This window comes from Pseudarthrobacter sp. NPDC092439 (assembly GCF_044754945.1).
Taxonomy (GTDB): domain Bacteria; phylum Actinomycetota; class Actinomycetes; order Actinomycetales; family Micrococcaceae; genus Arthrobacter.
In genome coordinates, this window is the sequence record NZ_JBIVQB010000004.1 from 141,742 (window position 1) to 164,953 (window position 23,212).

At 67.8% G+C, this 23,212-nt stretch carries 22 protein-coding genes; 8 read left to right on the top strand and 14 right to left on the bottom strand.

Features of this window, described 5'->3' with window-relative positions; translation table 11 throughout:
- Positions 1-80: 80 nt before the first annotated feature.
- From panC to ftsH, 10 genes are read right to left on the bottom strand one after another with little or no spacing between them, the layout of a single operon-like run.
- The gene (gene panC / locus ACIQCM_RS11145) at positions 81-986 is read right to left on the bottom strand and encodes a pantoate--beta-alanine ligase (RefSeq protein ID WP_400607692.1); all 906 of its coding nucleotides are present in this window, start codon (positions 984-986) and stop codon (positions 81-83) included.
- Positions 986-1,879 (bottom strand): Rossmann-like and DUF2520 domain-containing protein, encoded by an 894-nt coding sequence (locus tag ACIQCM_RS11150; protein ID WP_400607695.1) that lies wholly within the window; start codon positions 1,877-1,879, stop codon positions 986-988. The genes panC and ACIQCM_RS11150 overlap by 1 nt, the downstream gene beginning before the upstream one ends.
- Positions 1,872-3,359 carry a PH domain-containing protein gene (locus ACIQCM_RS11155; protein WP_400607696.1) on the bottom strand — a complete coding sequence of 496 codons (1,488 nt, stop codon included), beginning with the start codon at positions 3,357-3,359 and terminating at the stop codon, positions 1,872-1,874. Before ACIQCM_RS11155 ends, ACIQCM_RS11150 begins: the two co-directional genes overlap by 8 nt.
- Positions 3,356-3,868: a PH domain-containing protein gene (locus tag ACIQCM_RS11160; protein ID WP_400607698.1), complete on the bottom strand. Its 513-nt coding sequence runs from the start codon at positions 3,866-3,868 to the stop codon at positions 3,356-3,358. The genes ACIQCM_RS11155 and ACIQCM_RS11160 overlap by 4 nt, the downstream gene beginning before the upstream one ends.
- Entirely contained in the window at positions 3,849-4,397 is a 549-nt protein-coding gene (locus tag ACIQCM_RS11165; RefSeq protein ID WP_400607700.1) for a DUF3180 domain-containing protein, read from the bottom strand. The genes ACIQCM_RS11160 and ACIQCM_RS11165 overlap by 20 nt, the downstream gene beginning before the upstream one ends.
- On the bottom strand, positions 4,394-4,939 hold the full coding sequence (gene folK, locus ACIQCM_RS11170) for a 2-amino-4-hydroxy-6-hydroxymethyldihydropteridine diphosphokinase (RefSeq protein ID WP_400607703.1): 546 nt from the start codon (positions 4,937-4,939) through the stop codon (positions 4,394-4,396). Before folK ends, ACIQCM_RS11165 begins: the two co-directional genes overlap by 4 nt.
- A complete protein-coding gene (gene folB, locus ACIQCM_RS11175) occupies positions 4,936-5,313 on the bottom strand; it encodes a dihydroneopterin aldolase (protein ID WP_400607706.1) in 378 nt (125 codons plus the stop codon). The genes folK and folB overlap by 4 nt, the downstream gene beginning before the upstream one ends.
- A 10-nt stretch (positions 5,314-5,323) precedes the next feature.
- Positions 5,324-6,244, bottom strand: coding sequence for a dihydropteroate synthase (gene folP / locus ACIQCM_RS11180; protein ID WP_400607708.1), 921 nt, complete (start codon positions 6,242-6,244; stop codon positions 5,324-5,326).
- Between the two features lie 10 nt (positions 6,245-6,254).
- Complete coding sequence (gene folE, locus ACIQCM_RS11185; RefSeq protein ID WP_400607711.1) at positions 6,255-6,899, bottom strand: GTP cyclohydrolase I FolE; 645 nt, start codon at positions 6,897-6,899, stop codon at positions 6,255-6,257.
- A gap of 9 nt (positions 6,900-6,908) precedes the next feature.
- Positions 6,909-8,972 carry an ATP-dependent zinc metalloprotease FtsH gene (gene ftsH, locus ACIQCM_RS11190; protein WP_400607714.1) on the bottom strand — a complete coding sequence of 688 codons (2,064 nt, stop codon included), beginning with the start codon at positions 8,970-8,972 and terminating at the stop codon, positions 6,909-6,911.
- Positions 8,973-9,319: 347 nt separating this feature from the next.
- Here ftsH and ACIQCM_RS11195 point away from each other — a divergent pair, with 347 nt between their 5' ends.
- The 6 genes from ACIQCM_RS11195 to ACIQCM_RS11220 all read left to right on the top strand — a co-directional run bounded on the left by ACIQCM_RS11195 (position 9,320) and on the right by ACIQCM_RS11220 (position 16,663).
- Positions 9,320-10,597 (top strand): ABC transporter substrate-binding protein, encoded by a 1,278-nt coding sequence (locus tag ACIQCM_RS11195; RefSeq protein ID WP_400607716.1) that lies wholly within the window; start codon positions 9,320-9,322, stop codon positions 10,595-10,597.
- A gap of 65 nt (positions 10,598-10,662) precedes the next feature.
- Positions 10,663-11,550 (top strand): carbohydrate ABC transporter permease, encoded by an 888-nt coding sequence (locus ACIQCM_RS11200; protein WP_400607719.1) that lies wholly within the window; start codon positions 10,663-10,665, stop codon positions 11,548-11,550.
- A complete protein-coding gene (locus ACIQCM_RS11205) occupies positions 11,550-12,500 on the top strand; it encodes a carbohydrate ABC transporter permease (RefSeq protein ID WP_400607722.1) in 951 nt (316 codons plus the stop codon). The genes ACIQCM_RS11200 and ACIQCM_RS11205 overlap by 1 nt, the downstream gene beginning before the upstream one ends.
- A gap of 69 nt (positions 12,501-12,569) precedes the next feature.
- Positions 12,570-13,622 (top strand): LacI family DNA-binding transcriptional regulator, encoded by a 1,053-nt coding sequence (locus tag ACIQCM_RS11210; RefSeq protein ID WP_400607725.1) that lies wholly within the window; start codon positions 12,570-12,572, stop codon positions 13,620-13,622.
- Positions 13,623-13,662: 40 nt separating this feature from the next.
- Positions 13,663-15,246, top strand: a complete 1,584-nt coding sequence (locus tag ACIQCM_RS11215) for a glycoside hydrolase family 32 protein (RefSeq protein ID WP_400607726.1) — start codon at positions 13,663-13,665, stop codon at positions 15,244-15,246.
- 22 nt (positions 15,247-15,268) lie between these two features.
- Entirely contained in the window at positions 15,269-16,663 is a 1,395-nt protein-coding gene (locus ACIQCM_RS11220; RefSeq protein ID WP_400607728.1) for a NosD domain-containing protein, read from the top strand.
- Here ACIQCM_RS11220 and hpt read toward each other — a convergent pair.
- From hpt to dacB, 4 genes are all read right to left on the bottom strand, one after another.
- Positions 16,654-17,205: a hypoxanthine phosphoribosyltransferase gene (gene hpt / locus ACIQCM_RS11225; RefSeq protein WP_059388924.1), complete on the bottom strand. Its 552-nt coding sequence runs from the start codon at positions 17,203-17,205 to the stop codon at positions 16,654-16,656. The two genes, ACIQCM_RS11220 and hpt, sit on opposite strands and share 10 nt — an antisense overlap.
- 32 nt (positions 17,206-17,237) lie before the next feature.
- The gene (gene tilS, locus ACIQCM_RS11230; RefSeq protein ID WP_400607893.1) at positions 17,238-18,287 is read right to left on the bottom strand and encodes a tRNA lysidine(34) synthetase TilS; all 1,050 of its coding nucleotides are present in this window, start codon (positions 18,285-18,287) and stop codon (positions 17,238-17,240) included.
- 99 nt (positions 18,288-18,386) lie between these two features.
- Positions 18,387-19,520 (bottom strand): zinc-dependent metalloprotease, encoded by a 1,134-nt coding sequence (locus ACIQCM_RS11235; RefSeq protein WP_400607731.1) that lies wholly within the window; start codon positions 19,518-19,520, stop codon positions 18,387-18,389.
- An 87-nt stretch (positions 19,521-19,607) separates the two neighbouring features.
- Positions 19,608-21,110, bottom strand: coding sequence for a D-alanyl-D-alanine carboxypeptidase/D-alanyl-D-alanine-endopeptidase (dacB, locus tag ACIQCM_RS11240; RefSeq protein WP_400607733.1), 1,503 nt, complete (start codon positions 21,108-21,110; stop codon positions 19,608-19,610).
- Positions 21,111-21,262: 152 nt separating this feature from the next.
- Here dacB and ACIQCM_RS11245 point away from each other — a divergent pair, with 152 nt between their 5' ends.
- Both ACIQCM_RS11245 and ACIQCM_RS11250 read left to right on the top strand, forming a co-directional pair.
- Entirely contained in the window at positions 21,263-21,751 is a 489-nt protein-coding gene (locus ACIQCM_RS11245; RefSeq protein WP_018762663.1) for an inorganic diphosphatase, read from the top strand.
- Positions 21,752-21,867: 116 nt separating this feature from the next.
- Positions 21,868-23,211: a carboxylesterase family protein gene (locus ACIQCM_RS11250; protein ID WP_400607735.1), complete on the top strand. Its 1,344-nt coding sequence runs from the start codon at positions 21,868-21,870 to the stop codon at positions 23,209-23,211.
- Position 23,212 lies beyond the last annotated feature (1 nt).

Sequence of the window (23,212 nt, forward strand, 5' to 3'; positions counted from 1 at the left end):
AGGGCGCCTTCCCCTGAGGGCGCCCTCATCCGTGTCTTGCCGCGAACCCGAACGCTCAGCAGCCGCTACGAACCCAGCGGCTACGAACCCAGCGGCGCGTTGTCGATCAGCCGCACCGGGCCCACCCTCGCCGCGATCAGCGCAAGGGCCTCGCCGCCGAACGGGGTCTCCCGGCAGTTCTCGGCCAGCGGCTCCAGCGTCAGCGGATCCACCACGTCGAAGTAGTCCAGCTCCACCAGCGGCTGGGACTGCACCATGGCCACCGCCGAATCCAGGTCCAGCGGCTCGCGGGCGGCCGCCCGGGCCTCCAGCAGCCGCAGCGCCCGGGAGAGCACCAGCGCGGCGTCGCGCTCGGCGACGGACAGGAAACGGTTTCGGCTGGACAGGGCCAATCCCTCGGCAGACCGGACCGTGGGAACCCCCACGATCTCCACCGGGAAGCTCAGGTCCGCGGCCATCCGGCGCACCAGCGCCAGCTGCTGCGCATCCTTTTGGCCGAAGTACGCGCGGTACGCAGGCAGCCCCGCACCGTCCGGCAGCCCGGCCGCGGGGAGGCCGTAGTGCAGCAGCTTGGCCACCACCGTCAGCGCCCCGTCGAAGTGCCCCGGCCGGGACGCGCCTTCCCACTTCTCGCCCAGCTTTCCGGACGTGACCCGCACCAGCGGCTCACCGCCCGGGTACACCTCCTCCACCGCCGGCGCGAACACCAGGTCCACGCCCTGCGCCTCCAACAGTTCCAGGTCCGCCTCGAGCGTGCGAGGGTACCGGTCCAGGTCCACGGCATCGCCGAACTGCAGCGGGTTCACGAAGATCGTGGCCACCACAACGTCATTCTGTTCGACGGCGGTGCGCGCCAGCGCGGCGTGGCCCTCATGGAGCGCACCCATGGTGGGCACCAGTCCCTGCGAAGCTCCCTTCCGGGAGCCCAGGAGCCGGGCTCCCTGGGCACGGAGGTCTGCCACGGTGGTGGCGAGGCGGATGGGCATCAGTCGTCCTTACCCTCAAGGGCCTGGCGCAGGCCTTTCATCTGATCCGGCTTCAGCAGGCCGCGCCCCTCGGCGCGGCGGGCTGTGGCGCGCGCCATCGCAAGGTACGCCTCGAGGACGTCCCCCTGCCCGCCGCCGTCGTACTCCCGCAAGGCCGCCGCGTGCGCGGCCACCGTTCCCACGTCACCGCGCGCCACCGGCCCGGTGAGCGCGGACTCCCCCGAAGCCAGCGCGTTCTCCAGCGTTGCCCGGAGAAGCGGCCCCAGCATCCGATCCGGCTGCCCGACGCCGACCTCCCGGAGCAGCTGCGACGCCTGCGCCACCAGGGTGACCAGGTGGTTCGAACCGTGCGCCAGGGCCGCGTGGTAAAGGGTGCGGTCCGCTTCGGCAATGGCGACGGGTTCGGCGCCCATCTCCACCACCAGCGCCTGGGCGATCGGAAGCATGGCGGCGTCCGCGGTGACGCCAAAGGTGCAGTCCAGCAGCCGCGTCAGGTCGAGGCTCATTCCCGTAAAGGTCATGGCCGGATGCAATGCCAGCGGCACCGCACCGGCAGCGCGCACCGGGTGCAGCACGCCCACGCCGAACCGGCCGGACGTATGCGCAACCAGCTGGCCGGGCTGCCAGGCGCCCAGCTTGGCGAGCCCGTCCACCAGGTCGGGCAGGGCGTCGTCCGGCACGGCCAGGAGGACCAGCTCCGCGCGTTCCACGATGTCCCGCACGTCCAGCACGGGAACACCCGGGAGCAGCGATTCCGCCCGTTCGCGGCTCGCCTCGGAGACCGCGGAAACCCCGACGACGGCATGTTCCGCCGCCCGCAGGGCCGCACCGAGGACGGCTCCCACTTTTCCGGCACCAATGATTCCGACGCCAAGGCGTCCGGGTTTAGCCATGCTGCGGGCCTTCCTGCAAAGGGTTGAAAGGGGATTCCGGGGGCGCCACCTGCGCCAGCCACTGCTCGGTGGTCTGGCGTTTCCTGGCCAGCCGGGCCCGGGCGGACTGCTGGTCGAACAGCGCGCGCGCCTGGTCAACGCCGGCCTGCACCAGCCGGGGCGCCACCGGCCCCGCGGTGGTGTGCAGCACCAGGTCCGCCACGCGGAACCGCCGCGCCAGGGGGCCCTGCTGCAGGGCGATCGACTGCGTGCGCTGGTGTGGCACCACCACCAGCTCGCGCCACCAGCGGCCGGAGCGGATCAACAGTGCAGTGTCCGTGGCGGTGAAGCCGTTCCGCCGCCAGCCGAACGGCGCAAGGAACCTGGCCCGGCGCGGCGTGGTGACGAAACCGCCGCCGGAATCCAGGCCCGCCAGCCCGGCCCCGAACACCTCCACTGCCCGTGGCGTGCCGGGATCCGGCAGCACCAGCGCGAGCATGGCCAGGACATGCTCAATCCGCCCCACGGGCAGCAGCGTGGTCCGGGAGGACCCCTCCCCGGCGTTGTCCGCGGCGCCGTAGCCGGCCACGTTGACCTGCATCCGGTACCAGCCCAGCTGCCGCCACAACGGCGGCTGCACAATCCGCAGCGCCTGGATCCGTCCGGGGGGCAGCGTCTGCGCCTGGGTGTCCAGCAGCCCGTACCGCAGCCTGATTCCATCCGGCGATATCGCCGCCGTGAAGTTGTAGCCCTTGTTGAACAGGCGCCAATAACTGGCCCCCAGCCCCAATGCGGCGGGGATGAGATAGAAGTAAAAACCCTGGTTTTCAGCCAGCGCGGACAGCACCACGGATGCGACGGCACCCAGGATCACCAGGACGCTCTGCTCACTCAGCAGCAACGAACCGGCCAGGCGCGACGGCGGCACGGCCAGCACCGGGTGTTCCGGCGCCTCGGCGGCGGGGCCGGCTTCGCTATGGCCGCCCGGGTGCGCCCCGGACGCACGGGCCAGGATGGTGGCCCGGAGCTGCCTGGCCTCGGCAATCTTCAGGTAGGACAGCCGCACTGCTGATTCGCCGGCATCGGCCACCTCGAACTTGAGTTCCGCCAGGCCGAAGATCCGGGCCAGCAGGGGTTGTTCAATATCGATCGCCTGGACCCGGTCCAGCCTGGCCTGGCGCTGCTGCCGGAAGATGAAGCCGGTGTTCACCCGGACAAAGCCCCCGGATACCTGGTACCTGGTGAAGTACCAGGTGAGGATGAAGCCGAGCACCGCAAGCAGCAGGACCGTGCCGCCGCCGGCCAGCAGCCACGGCGCCCGGCCCGCGAAACCGTCGTCGAACACCGGGCCGCCCTGCAGCGCGCGCTCCACGAAATCCCGGCCAAAGAAGAAGCCGATGGCAGCCAGCGCCAGCCAGCCGCGGATGAAAGGCGACGCGGGATGGACGCGCAGCCACTCGCCGTCGGACGGGTTGTCAGTGGCTCCGCTGCCAGCGGTCACAGCCCTGCCAGCCTGGCTTCGCCGCGGGCGGCGAGCTGCTCCCGCAGGCGCGCTCCTTCGGCGGCGGGAAGACCCGGGATCTGCGCGTTGGTGCCGGGGGCGGCGGTATGTAGCTTGAGCGTGCACAGGCCCAGCCGGCCTTCCACAGGCCCTACCGCAATGTCCACGTACTGCATCCTGCCGTAGGGCACGGCCAAGGTGCGCTGGAAGAAGATGCCGGAGCGGATCAGAAGGTCGTCGTCGCGTTCCGCGTACCCGATGGCCCGCACCTGGCGCGGGATCAGCAGCAGCTTCCACACCGCCATGGCAACCAGGACAACAGGCACCGCGGCCGCGGCCCACAGTGGAGGCCAGTCCCACCAGCCCAGCAGCACGACCGCCAGCGGCAGTGACAGCAGCAGCACCAGGGCGAGGTTGCCCAGCGTCCACTGCAGGACGCGTACGGTTACGTACTTTGGCGAGACCCGCTGCCAGGTGATGCCCGGCGGATCAATCGCCTCCGTAGGCATAGCCGCCCTCCCCGGTGGTCTCGCCGCGGACGTGGCGGCCCGGCTTGCCCTCAAGTCCGGTGGCGTCGCCGTCCTCGGGCGGGATCCTGCAGATCCGCTCCACCACCAGGCCGACGCCGATCATCACCAGGCCGCCGGCGGCCATGGCAAGCGCCAGCCACATGATGCCCTGGTTGGTGTTCAGGCTCCAGATCCGCACCTGGTCCAGGAATATCCCCACGTGCCAGCCCAGGAGCACCGCGCCCGCGTAGGCGCAGGCCTGCGCCAGGATCAGGGTGCGGGCCGCCAGGAGCGGGTCCAGCACCGTTTTCCTGGCTTTGCTCTCCGGCTTGTTGGCGTTGCGCCAGCGCAGGATTTTCAGCCCCAGGACCAGGGTGATCACCACGATCACGGCCATAGTGGCCAGCGCGGTGGCGGGCAGGACAGGCGTGGCGAGCCCATAACGACTGGTCAGTACCGTGGCGGACCACCCGGCCAGGGCAACGATGATGCCGATCAGGATAAGGCGCAGCGGGCTGACCGGCTTCATCGTTCCTCCACCGCGCCCGCCGTGGGAACGCCGTCGAAGTCGCCAAAGCCGTCAAAGGGCGCCAGGTCATCGAAGTCCGGGGCCCGTGCTGCCAGGACGCTGATGCGTTCCCCGTACAGGGTGGCCGCGGGTTCGATCAGCGACCAGGGATAAAGCACGAACGCGCGCCCGGCGGCCCGCGGATGGGGCAGGGTCAGGACGGGATCGTCGCTGGTGGTGTCGCCGTAGGTGATGATGTCCACGTCCAGCGTCCGCGGGCCCCAGTGCACCTCCCGCACGCGGTGATGCTTGTTTTCCACCGCCTGGCAGTGGGCCAGCAACTCCATTGGGGTCAGGCTGGTTTCCACCGTGACCACCATGTTCAGGAAGTCCGGCTGGCCGGCAGGGCCGCCCACCGCCTTGGTCTGGACCACCGGGGACACCGCGAGCAGGCGCACTTCCGGCGGGTCCACAATGTCCGCAACGGCCGCGGTGAGGGTGTCATTGCGCTCACCCAGGTTGCTCCCCAAAGCCAGGACCGCCTTCACGTACCCGGTGGTCATGGCGCCTCCCCTTGGCCGGGCTGCTTCCGGTGCACGGTCACAGACACATCACCGAACGGAACCTGGATGGGCGCCTGCGGCTTGTGAACGGTGATGTCCACGGCCTGCAGCCGGAAATCCGTCAGCAGGCTCTCGGCGATCCGCACGGCCAGGCCTTCGATCAGGTTCAGCGGTTCGCCCGTGATCCAGTCAGTAATACGCTGCGCCACCTCGCCGTAGTGCGCGGTGTCGCGGACATCGTCGGACTCCGCAGCCTTGGCGAAGTCCAGGTACAGCACTGCGTCCACAACAAAAGGCTGGCCCTCGCGGCGCTCAAAATCAAACACCCCGTGATGCCCGACGGCGGTCACACCGGTCAGCGTAATCCTGTCCATGGGCGCGTTCTTAGCCGGCGGCGCGCGGAGGGGACATGCGCGCGGCGACTTTGACGGCGTCAAGGCTGGGACCGACGTCGTGCACCCGCACGGCCCACGCGCCGCGCGCGGCGGAGACAGCCGTGATGGCCGCCGTGGCGCTGTCGCGTTCCTCCGGGGCGGCAGCCTTGCCGGAGACCGTCAGGAGGGTGCCAAGGAAGCGCTTGCGGGACGCTGCCACCAGGACGCGGTGGCCCATGGCGGCCAGCTGGTCCAGGTTCTGCAGGAGTTCCCAGTTCTGGGCGTCGTTCTTGGCAAAGCCCAGGCCCGGGTCCACGATGAGCTGGTCCGGGCTGACGCCGGCCGCGTACAGCTTGTCGCGGACGCCGGCGAGCTCGGCAGCCACTTCGCCGGCAACATCGGTGTACTCGGCCAGCGAGTTCATGGTGCGGGCATCGCCACGCCGGTGGGTGAGGATATACGGGACCTTCTTCGCGGCCACGAGTTCAACCATTTCCGGTTCGATGGTCAGGCCGGAAACATCGTTGATGATGGCCGCGCCGGCTTCCAGGGCGGCTGCCGCCGTCGAAGCGTGCGTGGTGTCGATGCTGACCAGGGCGCCCGCCTTGACCAGGGCCCCGATGACGGGAATGACGCGGCGCTGTTCCTCTTCGGGGCTGACGTCCTCGGCGCCGGGCCGGGTGGATTCCCCGCCGACGTCGATGATGTCCGCGCCGGCGTAGAACATCCGGAGGCCCGCCGCGATGGCGGTGTCCGCGGTGGCGTGCCTGCCGCCGTCGCTGAAGGAGTCGGGGGTGACGTTCAGGATTCCCATGACCAGGGTGCGGTCCGTGGGCAGGTCTTCGAAGCGCGCTGCCGGGCGCGGTTTACGCAGGATGGGCAGCGGCGAGGTTGCGGGGCCCGTGCCGGGGGCTGCAGCGAGTGAGTCCATGGTCTGATGGTTACCTTCCGAGGATGAGGCTCATGGCTTCGGCACGGGTGGCCGGGTCATGAAGCTGCCCGCGGACCGCGCTGGTGACGGTCTTGGCTCCGGGCTTGCGGATACCGCGCATTGACATGCACATGTGTTCGCATTCCACAACGACGATCGCGCCCCGCGGCTGCAGGTGGCGGACCATCGCCTCGACGATTTCAGTGGTGAGGCGCTCCTGCACCTGCGGGCGGCGGGCATAGATGTCCACCAGCCGGGCCAGCTTGCTCAGCCCGGTGACCTTGCCGTCATGCGAGGGGATGTAGCCCACGTGCGCCACTCCGTGGAAAGGCACCAGGTGGTGCTCGCAGGTGGAATAGAACGGGATGTCCTTGACCAGGACGAGTTCTTCGTGGTCCAGGTCGAACGTTGTTGCCAGGACCTCGGCAGGGTCAAGGTGCAGGCCTGCGAAGACCTCGGCGTACGCTTTGGCCACCCGTCTCGGAGTGTCAACCAGGCCGCCGCGGTCAGGGTCCTCGCCAATGGCCAGGAGGATCTCACGGACGGCAGCCTCGATCCGGGGGCGGTCCACCTTGTGGTGTTTTGCGGGGTGGGATTCGCCCGGCGCCGGGTAGCCGGCGGAGGAGGGAACGTCGTCATCGTCGAAGTGGGTCACAGCAAAAGCTTAGCCGCGATGGGCGTCGGGCCCCGAGTCGGGGATGCCGCCCTCGAAGGGCGCATCCTCCGGAACACCCTGCGCGTGCGGCGGCTGGGCGTCCAGCGGCTCGTCCAGGCGGGCCTTTTTGGCCTCTTCCTGCGCCTCGCGTTCTGCACGCTCCTGGCGGGACTCCACCGGTCCGGCTTCCTGCACGGGCCTGGTCTCCTTGGAAAGCCACACCTCGCGGAAATCGCGCTTGCGGACGTCGGTGAAGATCTCGGCGATCTCGGACTGGTTCAGCGTTTCGCGTTCCAGCAGTTCCAGTGCCAGGCGGTCCAGGACGTCCCGGTTCTCCGTCAGGATGGCGTAGGCCTCGTCATGCGCCTGGTCGATCAGGCGGCGGACTTCCTCATCCACCACGTAGGCGATCTGGTCCGAGTAGTTGCGCTCGTGGCCGGCATCGCGGCCCAGGAACGGCTCGCCACCTCCCTGGCCCAGGCGGACAGCGCCCACGCGTTCGCTCATGCCGTATTCGGTGACCATCTTCCGCGCGGTGCCCGTGGCCTTTTCTATGTCGTTGGATGCACCGGTAGAGGGGTCGTGGAACACGATCTCCTCCGCGACGCGCCCGCCCATCGCGTAGGCCATCTGGTCCAGGAGTTCGTTACGGGTCACGGAGTACTTGTCGTTGTCCGGCACCACCATGGTGTAACCCAGGGCGCGGCCGCGGGGCAGGATGGTGATCTTGGTGACCGGGGCGGAGTTCCGCAGGGCCGCCGCCACCAGGGCGTGACCGCCTTCGTGGTACGCAGTGACCTTGCGTTCGTGTTCCTTCATGACGCGGCTGCGCTTCTGCGGGCCGGCCATGACACGGTCGATGGCTTCGTCCAGCGCCCGGTCATCGATGAGATTGGCGTTGGAGCGGGCGGTGAGCAGCGCGGCCTCGTTCAGCACGTTGGCCAGGTCCGCACCTGTGTAGCCGGGAGTCTTCTTGGCCACGGCCTTGAGGTCCACGCCGGGCGCCATCGGCTTGCCCTTGGCGTGTACCTGCAGGATCTGGTTGCGGCCAATCAGGTCCGGGGCTTCCACGCCGATCTGCCGGTCGAAGCGGCCGGGGCGCAGGAGCGCGGGGTCCAGCACATCCGGGCGGTTCGTGGCGGCGATGAGGATCACGTTGGTCTTGACGTCGAAGCCGTCCATCTCCACCAGGAGCTGGTTCAGGGTCTGCTCGCGTTCGTCGTTGCCGCCGCCGATGCCGGCGCCACGGTGCCGGCCTACGGCGTCGATTTCGTCCACGAAGATAATGGCCGGGGAGTTGGCCTTGGCCTGCTCAAACAGGTCGCGGACGCGGGAGGCGCCCACGCCGACGAACATTTCCACGAAGTCCGAGCCGGAGATGGAGAAGAACGGGACGCCGGCCTCGCCGGCCACGGCGCGGGCCAGCAGCGTCTTGCCGGTGCCGGGAGGGCCATAAAGCAGCACGCCCTTGGGGATCTTGGCGCCAACGGCCTGGAACTTGCCGGGCTCCTGCAGGAATTCCTTGATTTCCTGCAGCTCCTCCACGGCCTCGTCCGAGCCCGCGACGTCCGCGAACGTCACCTGGGGCATGTCCTTGCTGACCATCTTGGCCTTGGACTTGCCGAACTGCATGATTTTGGAGCCGCCGCCCTGCATGCGGGTCATCAGGAACCAGAAGAGCGCACCCAGCAGGAGCACGGGGATCAGGAGGGACAGCAGTCCGGAGAACCAGTTGTTCTCTATGGGCTGGTCGGTGAACCCCTGGTCCGGCTTGGCGTCGCTGACGGCGTCAACCACGGCCTCGGCGCGGGCGTCCACAAAGAAGAACTGGACGTTCTTGCCCTTGTCCTGGCCGTCCACCTCCAGGTTCTCCTTCAGGACCAGGTCAACGCGGTTTTCCCCATCGAAGATCTTGGCCTGCTCAACATCGTTTCCGGCAAGCAGCTCCAGGCCCTTGTCCGTATCAATCCGTGCGGCACCGCCGGGAGCCAGCGTTGCAAAAGCCACCAGGAGCAGGCCGACCACAACGACGATCCAGATGCCCGGGCCCTTGAAGAAGTTCTTAGCTTTCATCTGTTCGGGGCTGGCCCCGTCCCTTCCGGTAGTGCTTCACGGCGAGTACTCTGCGCCCGTGATGGTGCTGCGTCAGCTTCTAGCTATACACCGTCCGCAGTAGATCACGCATGGTTCCGGGCAAAAGTTCCCTGTGGGCGTAGCAGTACGCGGGGATGCCCGCCCTTCGCCGCAGGTGGGAGGCGGATCCCCGGCCGGCGGTACAACCGCGACGTAAAGTTTCCGGTCATCCCTTGACACCCTTTCGAGACGGTTCTAAGTTTGTGCCAAGTCGTTTTGGCAAAACGATTTGTCAGCAGCTGAAGCATTCTCACCATTTCCGTTCAAGAGAAAGTGAGTCGACAGCGATGTCCACTCGTAAGTACATCAGCAGGCTCGCCATCGGCGGCATCTGCACCGCCGTCGCCCTGTCCGCCTCGGCGTGCGGCGCAGGAGGCCCGGCCGCGTCGTCCGGAAGCGCCGGCACCAGCACCGTCAACGTCCTCGTCGAAGCCGGCGGCCACGCCGAACTGACCGGCGTGGCCGCGCAGTGCAAGAAGGACGCGGGCGTGGACGTCAACTTCGTTGAACTTCCCTATGACGGCATGTTCAACCGGCTTTCCAGCGAATTCTCCTCCGGCAACGTCTCCTTCGACGTGGCCGCCCTGGACTCCGTGTGGCTGCCGAGCTTCAAGGACGCCCTCCAGCCCATCGACGAGATCTTCACCGACGAGGCGAAGAAGGACATCTTCCCGGCCCTGGTCAAGGAAGCCAACGTGGACGGGCACTTCGTGGGCCTGCCCGCCTGGACCAACGCTGAAATCATCCTGTACCGCAAGGACCTGTTCGAGGACGAAAAGAACAAGGCCGGCTTCCAGGCCAAGTACGGCTACGAACTGGCTGCCCCCACCACGTGGAAGCAGTACCAGGACATCTCAGAGTTCTTCACCAGGGACGGCATGTACGGCACCGACGTGAAGGGCGGGGTGGAAACCGAATGGCTGGCCCACGTCCTGCAGGCGGGTTCACCCATGGTCCTGGACGGCGACAAGGTGGTCATCGACAACGCCGCGCACAAGGAAGCCCTGGACTTCTACGTTGGCCTCACCAAATATGCTCCCGCCGGTGCCGCCCAGGTCGACTGGGCCGCAGCGCAGAACCTGTTCAACCAAGGCAAAACCGCCATGACCCGGTTCTGGGCCCACGCCTACCGGCAGATCCCCAAGGACTCCCCGGTGGCGGGCAAGGTGGGCGCAGCCCCCATGATCGCCGGATCCGCCGGCGTCGGCGGCGTTCCCGGCCCCTGGTACCTCACCGTGCCGAAGGCCACCAAGAACACCGAGGCCGCCAAGAAGTTCGTGCAGTGCGCCTACGACCACAACAGCATGGGCGTTGAATCCAGCCTGGGCCTGGCCTCCCGCATCTCCGCGTTCGAGAAGTACCAGGACAAGGAAGGCTACGAGAGCTTCGGCCCGCTGATCGAAACCCTCAACGGGGAAGCCACCGCCACCCGCCCGGCCACCGAGAAGTGGCAGCAGATCGTGGACACCGTCCTGGTGCCCATGCTGCAGAAGGCCGTTGCCGGCGGTGACTCCGCCACCCTCCTCGCCGACGCCAAGAAGCAGATCGAGGACCTCCTCAAGTAAGACCCCCGCGGCCGGCACCTGTGTACCGGTGCCGGCCGCGGCCCCAACCAGCGGAAGAGAAAACCGTGCGCATTTCCGATCGCCGCTTCGCATTGTTCCTGATGGCACCAGCGGCGCTGTTCCTGGCAGTATTCGTGGCCTTCCCGCTGTTCCGCCTCGTGGCCGACAGCTTCTTCAAGATCTCCCCCATCGCCGGCGGCCCCCGCGACTTCGTGGGCCTGGACAACTACTTCCGCGCCTTCGCCTCCGAGGCCTTCACGGGCGCGGGCTGGCGGACCCTGGCCTACACCCTGGTGGTGGTGACCCTCGAGTTCGCCCTCGGCCTGGGCATGGCGCTGCTGTTCACCATGCTGGGCCGCAGCTCCCAGATCTGGCGGACCGTGTTCATGTACCCGCTCATGATCGCCCCGATCGTTGCAGGCCTGCTCTGGAAGTTCCTGATGATCGACAACTTCGGCCTCATCGGAACCCTCCTGCACCAGGCCGGCATCCTGGACAACCCCAACCGGATCGGCTGGCTGTCCGACCCGGACATCGTGCTCTTCTCCGTGGCGATCCCGGACATCTGGCTGACCACCTCGTTCATGTGCCTGGTGCTCTTCGCCGGGCTCCAGAACATCCCCGGCGACCTCATCGAAGCCGCACGGCTGGACGGCGCCCGCGCACCGGCCCTGCTGTTCCGGATCATCCTTCCGCTGCTCCGGCCCGTCATCGCCGTGGCGCTGGTGGTGCGCGGCATCGACGCGGCCAGGGCTTTCGACACCATCCTCATCCAAACAAACGGCGGCCCCCAGTCCGCCTCGGAAACCATGAGCCTGCTGATCTACCGGACCATGATCCGCTTCGGCGATCCCGGCCTGGCCAGCGCCATGGGCACCCTCTACCTGCTGGCCATGCTCGCTGTCGCATTCTTTGCGGTGGCCACCATCTGGCGGCCAGGAAAGGACACCTGATGCGCGTCGCTGAACGAACCAAGCACGACGGCGGGTCCCCGGCCAAGTCGGCTGCGGCACCTGCTGCGCCACCCGCCGTCGTCCACCCCCGCAAGCGCCGCAGCGTCAACCGGGAAGGGCTTGAGGCCGGGCGGCGCAGCACCAGGACCCTGCTGTGGATCCTCCTCGCGGCAGCCCTGGTGCTCTATGGCTTCCCGTTCCTGTACCTGCTGTTTACGTCCTTCAAAACCCCGATCGACACCATCGCCGTGCCGCCCACCATCCTGCCGAGGGAGTGGACGCGGGAGAACTACGCCAACGCCTTGGGCCGCAGCGGCGTGCCGGCATCGTTCATCAACAGCATCCAGACGGCGGTCATCAGCACGGTGCTGTCCCTGGTCCTGGCGGTTCCCGCCGCCTACGGCATTACCAGGTACAAGACGCTCAGCGGCCGGATCTTCATCATGGCCGCCCTGGTGACGCGCATGGTCCCGCCGGTGGCGATCGGCATTCCGCTGGCCTCCATGATGGGGTCCGTGGGCCTGGCCGATACCCCCGTCGCGCTGTCCATCGCGCACACCACCATTTCCCTGCCGCTCTCCATCTGGCTGATGTCCAGCTTCTTCGAAGCCGTCCCGCAGGACCTGGAGGAGGCGGCAACCGTGGACGGGTGCAGCAGGATCGGCGCCCTCTGGCGGGTGGTCATTCCGGTGGTCTCCGGCGGCATCGCCGTCACGGCGATCTTCGCCTTCCTTGCCTCCTGGAACGAGTTCCTCTTCGCCCTCCTCATGACGGCCATCCGCTCGCAGACAACGCCCGTGGTGATCGCGAACTTCCAGACCCAGTTCGGCCTGGACTGGGGATCCATGACGGCGCTGGCCGCCGTGTACTCCATCCCGGTCATCCTGCTGACCCTCCTGCTGCAGCGCAAGATCGTGGCAGGGATGACGCTCGGCGCCGTCAAGGGCTAGGCCGGCAGCAACGAGTAGCCTACTGGTAACCCCCAGGGGCATCACAAACCATAAGGACGTGGGAGACAGATGAGCAACAAGAACATCGGCATCAAGGACGTGGCCGTCGCCGCCGGCGTTTCCGTGACAACTGTCTCCCACGTCCTCAACGATGTTTCCTACGCCCGGATCAGCCCCGAAACCAGGGACAAGGTCAAGACCGCCGCCGAACAGCTCGGCTACGGCCCCAACCGCCTGGCCCAGGCCCTGCGCACGCAGCGGACCGGCATGCTGGGGCTGGTGAGCGAGGACATCGCCACCACGCCCCACGCCGGCCGCATCATTTTGGGCGCCGACGAGGCCGCCAAAGCCCGGGGGTACGGCCTCATGATCATCAACACCTCCGGGTCGGCGAGCCTGGAATCCCGGCGGGCGGACGTCGAGGCCCTGCTGGAACGCCGGGTGGACGGCATCCTCTACGCCACCATGTACCACCGCAACGTGGAGCTGCCGGACAACCTGGGCAGCGTGCCCTCCGTCCTGGTGGACTCGGTGGCCAGCGGCGGAAACATCACAGCCGTGATCCCGGACGAAGACGGCGGTGCGCGTGCCGCCGTGGGTGCGCTACTCGAAGCAGGCCACACCCGGGTGGGCTTCATCAACAACACCGATGATGTCCCCGCAACCCGCCAGCGGCTCCAGGCCTTCCGGGCCATGCTGACCGAAGCAGGGCTCGACGGCGGGGCGGCACCCGTCGAATCCGCAGTCTCCGAAGTGCACGGCGGCTATGAGGCGGCCCGGCGGATCCTCGCACGCGAGGACCGGGCCGATATGCCTACGGCATTGTTCTGCTACAACGACCGGATGGCGATGGGAGCCTACCGCGCCGCCGCCGAGCTGGGACTCAGCATCCCGGATGACCTTTCAGTGGTCGGCTTCGATGACCAGGAGCTGATCGCCGCGAACCTCCACCCTGGCCTCACCACCGTGGCCCTGCCCCATTACGAGATGGGTGCCTGGGCCACCGAGCACCTCATTGACGCCGTCGAAGGGAAGACAGACCTGACCCTCATGGCACTTCACCCGACCATCCTGGGCTGTCCGCTGGTGCGCCGTGACTCCATCGCGGCCCCCCGGCCCTAGCACCCAGCCCCTTCCACTTTCCAAGAGGACCGCACCAAACATGTCCACTTTCCTTGATGCCGCACGCCCGGAAACACCTCCGGCCGAGACCGCCAGGTTCCGTCCTGCCATCCACTTCACTGCCCGGAACACCTGGCTGAACGACCCCAACGGCCTGGTCTTCCACGACGGGCTCTACCACCTCTTCTTCCAGAACAACCCCTACGGCAACGTGTGGGGCAACATGTCCTGGGGCCACGCCACCTCCCGGGACCTGCTCCACTGGACCGAACACCCCGTCGCCATTGCCTGCGACGAAAGCGAGGACATCTTCTCCGGTTCCGTGGTGGTGGACCACGGAAACACGTCCGGCTTCGGCACCGCGGACGCACCTGCCCTCGTGGCCATCTACACCAGCGCCTACAAGGCCGCCTCCGAACACCACGGCACGCAGGCGCAGTCCCTGGCCTACAGCACCGACGCGGGCATGACGTGGCACAAGTACGGCGGCAACCCTGTCCTCGCCCGGAACTCCGCGCACTTCCGCGATCCCAAAGTCTTCCGCTACGAGGGCGGGCAGGGCACCTGCTGGATTATGGTGGCGGTCGAAGCGCAGCACCAGAAGGTGGTCTTCTACCGTTCGGACGACCTCAAGACCTGGGACTTCCTCAGCGACTTCGGCCCCATGAACGCGGACCAGGGCGAATGGGAATGCCCCGACCTCTTTCCCCTGGCGGTGGACGGGGACCCGGACAACGTCAAATGGGTCCTGATCGTCAACGTCAACCCGGGCGCTGTCGCGGGAGGCTCCGGGGGCCAGTACTTCGTGGGCCAGTTCGACGGCACGCGGTTCGTCCCGGACGCCTCCTCAGTTGCCGCGCCGGCCGGGGTGAGCGCCCTGGGTGACCCCGCGGCTGCCGCTGCCGCCCTGCAGCAATGCCTGTGGCTGGACTGGGGACGCGACTGCTACGCCTCCGTCTCTTTCAGCAACGTCCCCGAGGGCCGGCGCATCATGATCGGCTGGATGAACAACTGGGACTACGCCAACCAGCTGCCCACCGCCCCCTGGCGGTCCTCCATGACGCTCGCCCGCGAAGTGCGCCTTACCGCAGCCGACGGCTCCGCCCGGCTGGTCCAGCAGCCCGTCCTGGGCGGAAATTTTTTGACCGGAGCGCAGCCCGCTTCCAAAAATCTGATGCACGCGGACAATCTTGGCCTGCAGGACTCCGCACTGCGGCTGCCGGACGCAGAACGCGGCAGCGCCCAAGTCATCAAGGCGGAGATCCTCCCTGGAAACGCCAGGCGTATTGAGTTCCGGCTCTTCGCGAGCGCTGACGGCAGCGAGGGCACCATCGTTCGCTTCGAGCCGGGCGGTTCCCGGCTGGTCCTTGACCGTAGGCAGTCGGGAGAAAGCCGCTTCCACGCGAAGTTCGCGTCGGTGGAGTCAGCCCCGCTGGCAATCGAGGACGGCGTGCTCAGGTTGCAGATCGTCGTCGACCATTGCTCGGTGGAAGTCTTCGCGCAGGGCGGCACGGCACTCCTGACAGACCTCGTCTTCCCCGGCATCGAAGCGCGGGAGAACTGGCTGTCCGCCGCCGGAGGCCCTGCGACAATACTGCAGCTCACCGTCTCCGCACTGTCCTGAACACCACGAAGCAAGGGAAGCCATGCACAACAGCAACCGCTACGACGTCACCACCTGGCCCGTGGGAAACCCGGCCAGGGACGTAGGTGAAGTGATCAACAGCATCATCGCCGACATCAAGGAACGACAGACTGCCAGCGATATGGACAACGGCGGAAAGCCGGGGGCCGTAATCTACATACCGCCGGGCGACTACCACCTCCGCACGCAGGTGCTCATCGACGTCAGCTACCTTCGGATCGAGGGCTCGGGACACGGCTTTACGTCATCGAGCATCCGGTTCAACGTTCCGGAGGAAGAATGGCCTGACCTGCATGAGCTGTGGCCGGGCGGGAGCCGGATCATCGTCGATATTCCCTCCGCGGAGGACGGTGCGGAAGCCCGGGGCGCCGCCTTCTACATCGAGCGGACCGGGAATCCGCGGATCAGCTCGGTGGAGTTCGCCAACTTCTGCATCGACGGGCTGCACTTCGCTGCGGACGGTTCAGGAATGCATCCGGAAAACACCTACGTCAACGGCAAGACAGGCATCTACGTGGCCAGCGCCAACGACTCATTCCGGATCACCGGCATGGGCTTCGTGTACCTGGAAAACGCCCTCACTGTCTACCACGCAGACGCGCTGTCCATCCATGGCAACTTCATCGCCGAATGCGGCAGTTGCATCGAACTGCGCGGATGGGGACAGGCATCCAAGATCACCGACAACCTGGTTGGAGCCGGCTTCAAGGGACACTCGATCCATGCCGAGAACCACGGCGGGCTCCTGGTCACCGCGAACAACATTTTCCCGCGCGGCTCAAGCAGCGTCCACCTGTCCGGCGTCCGGCGGTCCAGCGTCACCAACAACCGCCTGCACTCGTTCTACCCCGGGATGGTGGTGCTGGCCGGGGACAGCTCGGAAAACCTCGTGGCCACCAACCACTTCCTGCGTGATCTTGAGCCCTGGACGCCCTTCCTGGGCGTGGACAACGGCCTGGACGACCTCACCGGCCTGCTCTGCGTCAGCGGGAACAACAACTCGGTAATCGGCAACCACTTCTCCGAGGCCATCGACTCTCAAAGCATCCGTCCGGCAGGAGCAACGCCGGTCATCATCCGGCTGGCGGCCGGGACAGGCAACTTCGTGTCCAGCAACCACGTGGTTGCCGTGGACGTCCGCGCCACGTCCGGCGACTCGTGCTATTCGGCCCAGGTGGATGCCCTGCTGGCCACCGAGTCCTCTGTCAGCCTGGCCGTCACCACCGTCATGGTGGATTCCGGCTCGGCCCGGAATACGATCCTTGATTCCGGAACTGACGGGCAGGTCGTCGCGGACCGTGCTGTCAACGCCGTCCGGGCGACACCCGCGTTTGGAGCCCAGGTGCCGGGTGCCGGGGCCCCGGCACCCGGCGTCCCGCGGGAATTTTACTCGTAGACGTGCGGAGCCAGGGTGCCCACGAAGTCCAGGTTGCGGTACTTTTCGGCGTAGTCCAGGCCGTAGCCCACCACGAACTCGTTGGGGATGTCGTAGCCCACGTACTTAACGTCGATTTCCACCTTGGCTGCCGTGGGCTTGCGGAAGGCGGTGCAGATTTCCACGGACGCGGTGCCGCGGGATTCCAGATTGGTCTTGAGCCAGGAGAGCGTGAGGCCGGAGTCGATGATGTCCTCGACGATCAGGACGTCCTTGCCCATCAGGTCGGTGTCCAGGTCCTTGAGGATGCGGACAACTCCCGAGGACTGGGTGCCGGAACCGTAGGAGGACACAGCCATCCAGTCCATCGACACGTGGCTGTGCAGGGCACGTGCCAGGTCGGCCATGACCATCACCGCACCCTTGAGCACGCCCACAATGAGCAGTTCGCGGCCTTCGTAGTCCTTGTCGATCTGGGCAGCGAGTTCTGCAATCCGCTGCTGGATCTGTTCCTTGGTGTAGAGAACGTGCTTGAGGTCTGCCTGGACGTCGTTAGAATCCACCAATGGCTCCTGTGTAGATGCGGGGTGTGCGACTATTTTCGGGGCGGTTTTTGAGGCCGGAATACTAGCTTCCCACAGCGCGCGCCCCCGCGGGGAACGGCGGCAGCCGCAGCATGCCCGTCCGGTGCCGGCGCCGCCTCCAGCTCGGCCAGCGACAACCGGTACACGCTGACCCCGCCGGGAAGCTCCACGGGACCTGCCGAACCCTGCCGCCGCAACAGCGCCTCCGCCGCCAAAAGGCGCTGGTAGCCGGGCTGCTGCCCGCCGACGTCGGCCGCTGCCCTGGCGATTACGCGGAACCGGATGGCGGGGGCCAGCGCCCGCAGCAGGTCCTCCGGGAGGCTCACCTCCCGCCCGTTCCGGGCCGCCAGTGACGCAAAAGTGGTTTCGGCCACATCGTCCAGATAGTCGGCGTCAAGCTGGAGGATGGACGCCGTCCGGGCGAGCGATTCTGCCACACCCGGGCCGAGCTTTTCCTCCAGGTGCGGCAGGACCTCCACGCGGGTCCTGGAACGGGCAAAAGAGGGGTCCAGGTTGGTGGGGTCGTGCCAGGGCTCGAGTTCCTCCACCGCGCAGATCTCCTCGGTGTCCGCCCTGCGCAGGCCCAGGAACGGGCGCAGCAGCTTGCCGCGCGCCGGCCTCATCCCGGCCAGCGAGCGGGTGCCCGACCCCCGCGCCAGGCCCAGGAGCACCTGTTCTGCCTGGTCGTCAAGGGTGTGGCCCAGCAGGATGGCGGAGGCGCCCTGCTCCTCCGCCGCCGCATTGAGGGCCGCGTGCCGGGCGTCCCGGGCCGCCGCTTCGGGCCCCGAGCCGGTGGCCGCCACGGACACGGTGCGGACTTCCACGGGCGCCAGTCCCAGCTCCTCGAGGACCTGCGCGGTCCGGGCGGCAACCTGCGCCGAGCCGTCCTGCAGCTGGTGGTCCACCACGACGGCGCCCACGGTGACAGGATGCCCGTCTACGTGCCCGCGGCGGGCAAAATAGGCCGCGACGGCGGCGAGCGCCAGCGAGTCCGGCCCGCCGCTGCAGGCGACGACAAGGTGTGCCGGATATCCCGCCTGCGCAAGGGCGTTCTGCACCATCTTGCGCGCGGTGCCGACGACCGGCGTCAGCCGCCCGGGCCGCCGTCGTCCGCTCTTGTGGATCTGTCCGTTTGGCCCGCCGGGGGAAAGCTCAGGCAATTAGAGGCCCATCCGCTCAAGCCAGAGCTTGGCGTCGTGGATTTCCGGCTCAGTGGGGAGATGGTCCGCGGACTCCCAGACCCTGTTGAAGCCCTCCATCCCGGCGACGTCCACCACGGCACGGACAAACCGGGCACCGTCCGAGTACTGCCGCATCTTGGCGTCGAGTCCCAGGAGGCTCCGGATGAACTTTTCGATGATGCCGCGGTCCTTGCCGCGGGCGTTGAAGCGCTGCCGGATGGTCTTCACGGACGGCACGATGCTGGCGTCCACCGCATCCATGACCACGTTGGCGTGCCCCTCCAGCAGGCTCATCACGGCGGTCAGGTGCGAGATCGCCGCCTTCTCCTCCGGGTCCTGCAGCAGGTCCAGGATGGCGCCGCGGCCGGGGGTGTCCCCCGACGCGGACCGGTCCTTCAGCGAACGGGCGGCTGCGGTGGCACGTTCCATCAGGGAGTCCACGTTGCCCAGGAGGTGGTCGCTGAGCTCCTCGATCTGGTCCAGCATGTGGTCCCGAAGCCACGGCGCGGCGGCGAACTGCACCCGGTGGGTCTGTTCATGCAGGCACACCCACAGCCGGAAGTCCTCCGGGGTGACGTTGAGCTCCCGTTCCACCGCCACGATGTTCGGGGCAACCAGCAGGAGCCGTCCGCCGGCCGGGGCATGGGAGTTTTCGGCGAGCGCGGAGAACGGATCGTACTGACCCAGGACCTTGCTGGACAGGAACGCCAGGATGGCGCCGAGCTGGCTGCCGGTAATGGCGCCGCTGACGCTGGCCGCGGACGGGCTTACGGTGCCGCGGCGGTTTGCCAGCATCTTCTCCATTGCCGGCCGGAGCATGACGGCAAAGCTCTGCGTGTTGGCCTTGGACCAGGACGCGCGGTCCACGATCAGCACGGACGAATCCCGCAGGTCCCGGGCTGCTTCCAGCCCGGTGATGTGGTGGACGTGGCCCACTGATTCATCGGCCAGCCGGCGCAGGCCCGCCACCGCCTCGCCGATCTCTGCCTTGCCCAGCACGGGCCCGGCAGGGGCAAGCCTGGCGGCTGCCGAGGCCGCAAGGTCCCAGTTGATCAGCGTCTGTGCCGGGTTGGATAAGGTCTGGCCTGACGACTCACGCTCAGTGGACTCCATAGCTCCCATCAGAACACAGCCTCGGCCCTTCCCGCACGAACAATCCCCGCCCGGGCTGCCGTTGCCGGCACCGCCCATGCGGTCAACCTAGCGGCAGCCGCAGGCCGCGAGCGCCGTGGCGGCGCGGTCCAGTGCAATCCTGTTCCCGGCGGCGCCCGGCGTCAGTCCGTTGCCGATGAACGAGAAAACCAACAGCCGCCCGTCCGCGTCCACCACGTAGCCGCTCAGCGCCAGCACCGTATTCAGCGTTCCCGTCTTCGCACGGACCAGGCCGGCGCCATACGCGGTGGAATCGTCTCCGTACCGGGTATCCAGCGTCCCGGTGAGGCCAGCCACGGGGAAGCCGTCCAACGCGGCGCGAAGCCTCGGGTCCGTACCCGAGGTGATGGCGCGGACCACCTCAGCAACCTGCCGCGGCGTCACCTGGTTGCCCATGGCCAGGCCGGACACGTCCGCCAGGTTCATGCTGTCGGTCGGGATCCCGGCTTCCCCCACCTGCGTGCGGACCGCTGCGGTGGCGGCGTCGTGGCTTCCGGCGAGACCGCCCTCCACTGCCGTCATCCTGCCCAGCGCCTCCGCCAGGTAGTTGTCGGAAGTCCGCAGCATCCAGCCCACCTGCTCGGCAACGGTGGCGGATTCCACCTGCGCCAAGGTTGCCTGCCCTTCCAGCGCCCCGGCCGCCTGGGCAGGAACGCGTGCGACGCCGGGGGCCACAGCCAGTCCCGCGGCCTTGCCTTTGGCACGCAGCAGGTCCGCGAAGGAGCCGGCAGCGGTCAGGGCGGCGTCCTTGGGGCGGGGACCGGTGAGAACGGCGGGGTCGTACCGGCCCGAGTTCAGGGCTACCGGGTAGATGGGTGCCACCTCGCCGGCCTCGACGTCGCCGGTATCCCAGGCGGGGTTCAGGGCAGGGCCGGTGAACAGTGAGTCGTCCAGCAGGACGGCAATCTTCCCGGCGGCACCCGAGGCCCGCAGCGACTCCACCGTCTGTTCCGCCAGCGTGGCGAGCCCGGCCTGCCCCATGACAGTGTCCGGCCGGGAACTGCCGGCACCCAGGAGGACGTCGCCGCCGCCCACCAGGACCACCTGGCCCGGTCCGGGCCCGGCCACCACGCTGGTGGCGAACCGCCGCTCCGGACCCAGCGACCGCAAGGCCGCGACCGCGGTGAGGAGTTTCATGTTCGAAGCCGGCACCCTGTTGGCCGAACCGCCCAGGTCAAAGAGGACCCGGCCCGTGAGCGCATCCTGGACGAACCCCGTGAAATTGCCGCCGCCGTCGGGCTTTAGCAAAGGGTCAATCTGCGCGCGGACGGCTGCCGCGGCCGGAAGCGGTGCGGACGCCTCGAGGGCCGCGAGGCCGGTGCGGGCGGTGAGCGTGGAGGGGGCCTGGTGCCAGGCCGGCACAGGCGGCGCGGTCTCCGGCGCCGGGCCTGTGAAACCGGGCGCCAGTTGGGCGGCCGCGGGTGCCAGGAGGGCGATCAGGAGAACCAGCAGCAGGGCCGTTGGCCAGGCCCTGCGAAGGACGGCGCGGAGGCCTCCGCGGGGCCGGCGGCCGCGGTCATGCCGCAGTTCCCGGCCGGTTGTTTTGGTCATGCTGGTGCTGGTCCTCAGTCCTGAAATATCCCCACAAGTTCCTGATTCCAGGGCCTCTCGCTATATCCTCAATAATAGTCGGCGGCACGGACACTCCCTTCTGGCAGGCGTCACGGTGCCGCGAACCCCCCGCAACTGCCGAGGAGCATTCCATGAAGCACGACGTGACCATCGAGATCCCCAAGGGATCCCGCGTCAAGTACGAAGTCGACCACGAGACCGGCCGCGTCCGCCTGGACCGCGTCCTCTTCACCTCGATGCAGTACCCCACCCACTACGGGTACTTCGAGAACACCCTGGGCGAGGACGGCGACCCGCTGGACGCGCTGGTGCTGCTGCAGGACTTCGACCTGCACCCGGGCGTCATCGTCGAGTCCCGCCCCATCGGCGTTTTCAACATGACGGACGACGGCGGCGGAGACGCCAAGATCCTCTGCGTCCCGGTGGATGCCCGCTTCGACCACATCCAGGAAGTCAGCGACGTCAACGAATTCCTGATCAAGGAAATCGAGCACTTCTTCACCCGCTACAAGGACCTGGAGCCGGGCAAGTGGGTCAAGGCCGAGGGCTGGGGCGACCGCGCCGCCGCCGAGGCAGAGCTGGAGGCCTCCATCAAGCGTTACGTGCCCACCGGCCACTAGGTTCACCGCAGATCCCCGCCTGCCGGACAAAATCCCCACTTGATGCAAGGGGGAACGGTCCGGGAGGCGGGGATTTCTGCTGTCCGGCACCCAGGAAACTATGGAATCGTGGACCTGTGAGTTCCGAGCCAGTCCTGACCTCCCAGCTGTTGTTCCACCCGCCGTGCGGCGCCGTTGAGGGCCGGCGGGACGGGGACGTCATCCGCGCAACGGGGATCCCCTACGCCACGGCGGCCCGCTTCCGGCCGCCGTCGCCGGCAGCGGACTGGACTTCCGTGTACGCCGCGACCTCCCCTGCGCCGGCCTGCCCGCAGGGTCCGGTCCCTTTCCTCGACGACGTCCTTGGCACCAGGTACGGCGAGCTTCCGGGCAGCGAGGACTGCCAGAACCTTTCCATCACCATGCCCGGCGACCTTGCTGCCGGGGAACGGCTGCCGGTCATGGTGTGGATCCACGGCGGTTCCTACACCACTGGCTCCGGGGATCTGGCCATCTTCGACCCCGCCCGGCTGGTGGCCGAGAACCGGGTCATCGTGGTGTCCGTGACCTACCGGCTGGGGCTGTTCGGCTTCCTGGCCACGCATGGCGGGCGCCCCGGGAACCTGGGACTGCTGGACCAGCTCGAGGCATTTCGCTGGGTCCGGCGGAACATTGCCGCTTTCGGCGGGAACCCTGGCCGCGTCACCGCATTCGGACAGTCCGCCGGGGGCGACGCGATAGCCCACCTGATGGCCACGCCGGAGGCACCGAAGCTGTTCCAGCGGGCCATCATCCAAAGCGCTCCGCTCGGCATTGCCCGGGGCCGCGCCAAGATGAACCACGCCATGGGCATCGCCGCCGATGCCGTCACCGACGACACGCCGGCCATGGACGTGGTGGCCCGCGAAGCCGAGGTTGCGCAGGTGGCGCGGAAGTTCGGAATGCTGGCGGCAATGCCCTTCGGCACTCAGTACGGTCACGCGCCACTGCCGGAAGAGAAGGACATCGAGGCTGCCTGGAACCGTTCCGCCCCGGGCATTGACGTGCTGATTGGGCATACTTCTGAAGAAGCCCGGCTGTTCCTGCCGCGGAACCGGCTGTTGATGCGGGTGCAGGGCGTTCCCGTAGTGGGAGCCGCGGCGGTGCGCGCTGTGGACTGGCTGGTCACGGAAACGGTGTACGGCCGGGCTACGCGCAGGTTCGCCCGGCGGCACGTGCGGGCCGGCGGACGGGCACACCGCTACATCCTGCACTGGCACGCCCCGGGGAACATTTTCGGCGCGGCGCACACCATCGATCTCCCGCTGCTCCTGGGCACCCGGAAGACATGGGACGGCGTAGGGCTGATTGCCGGCGCCGGGTGGGAAGAAGTGGACGGAACCGGCCGGCAGCTGCGTGCGCTGTGGGCCGGGTTCGCGAGCGGCGCGGAGCTTCCGCAGTCCGGCCGCATCGAAGGTGCGCTCGAGTTCGAGGCCGCCTAAC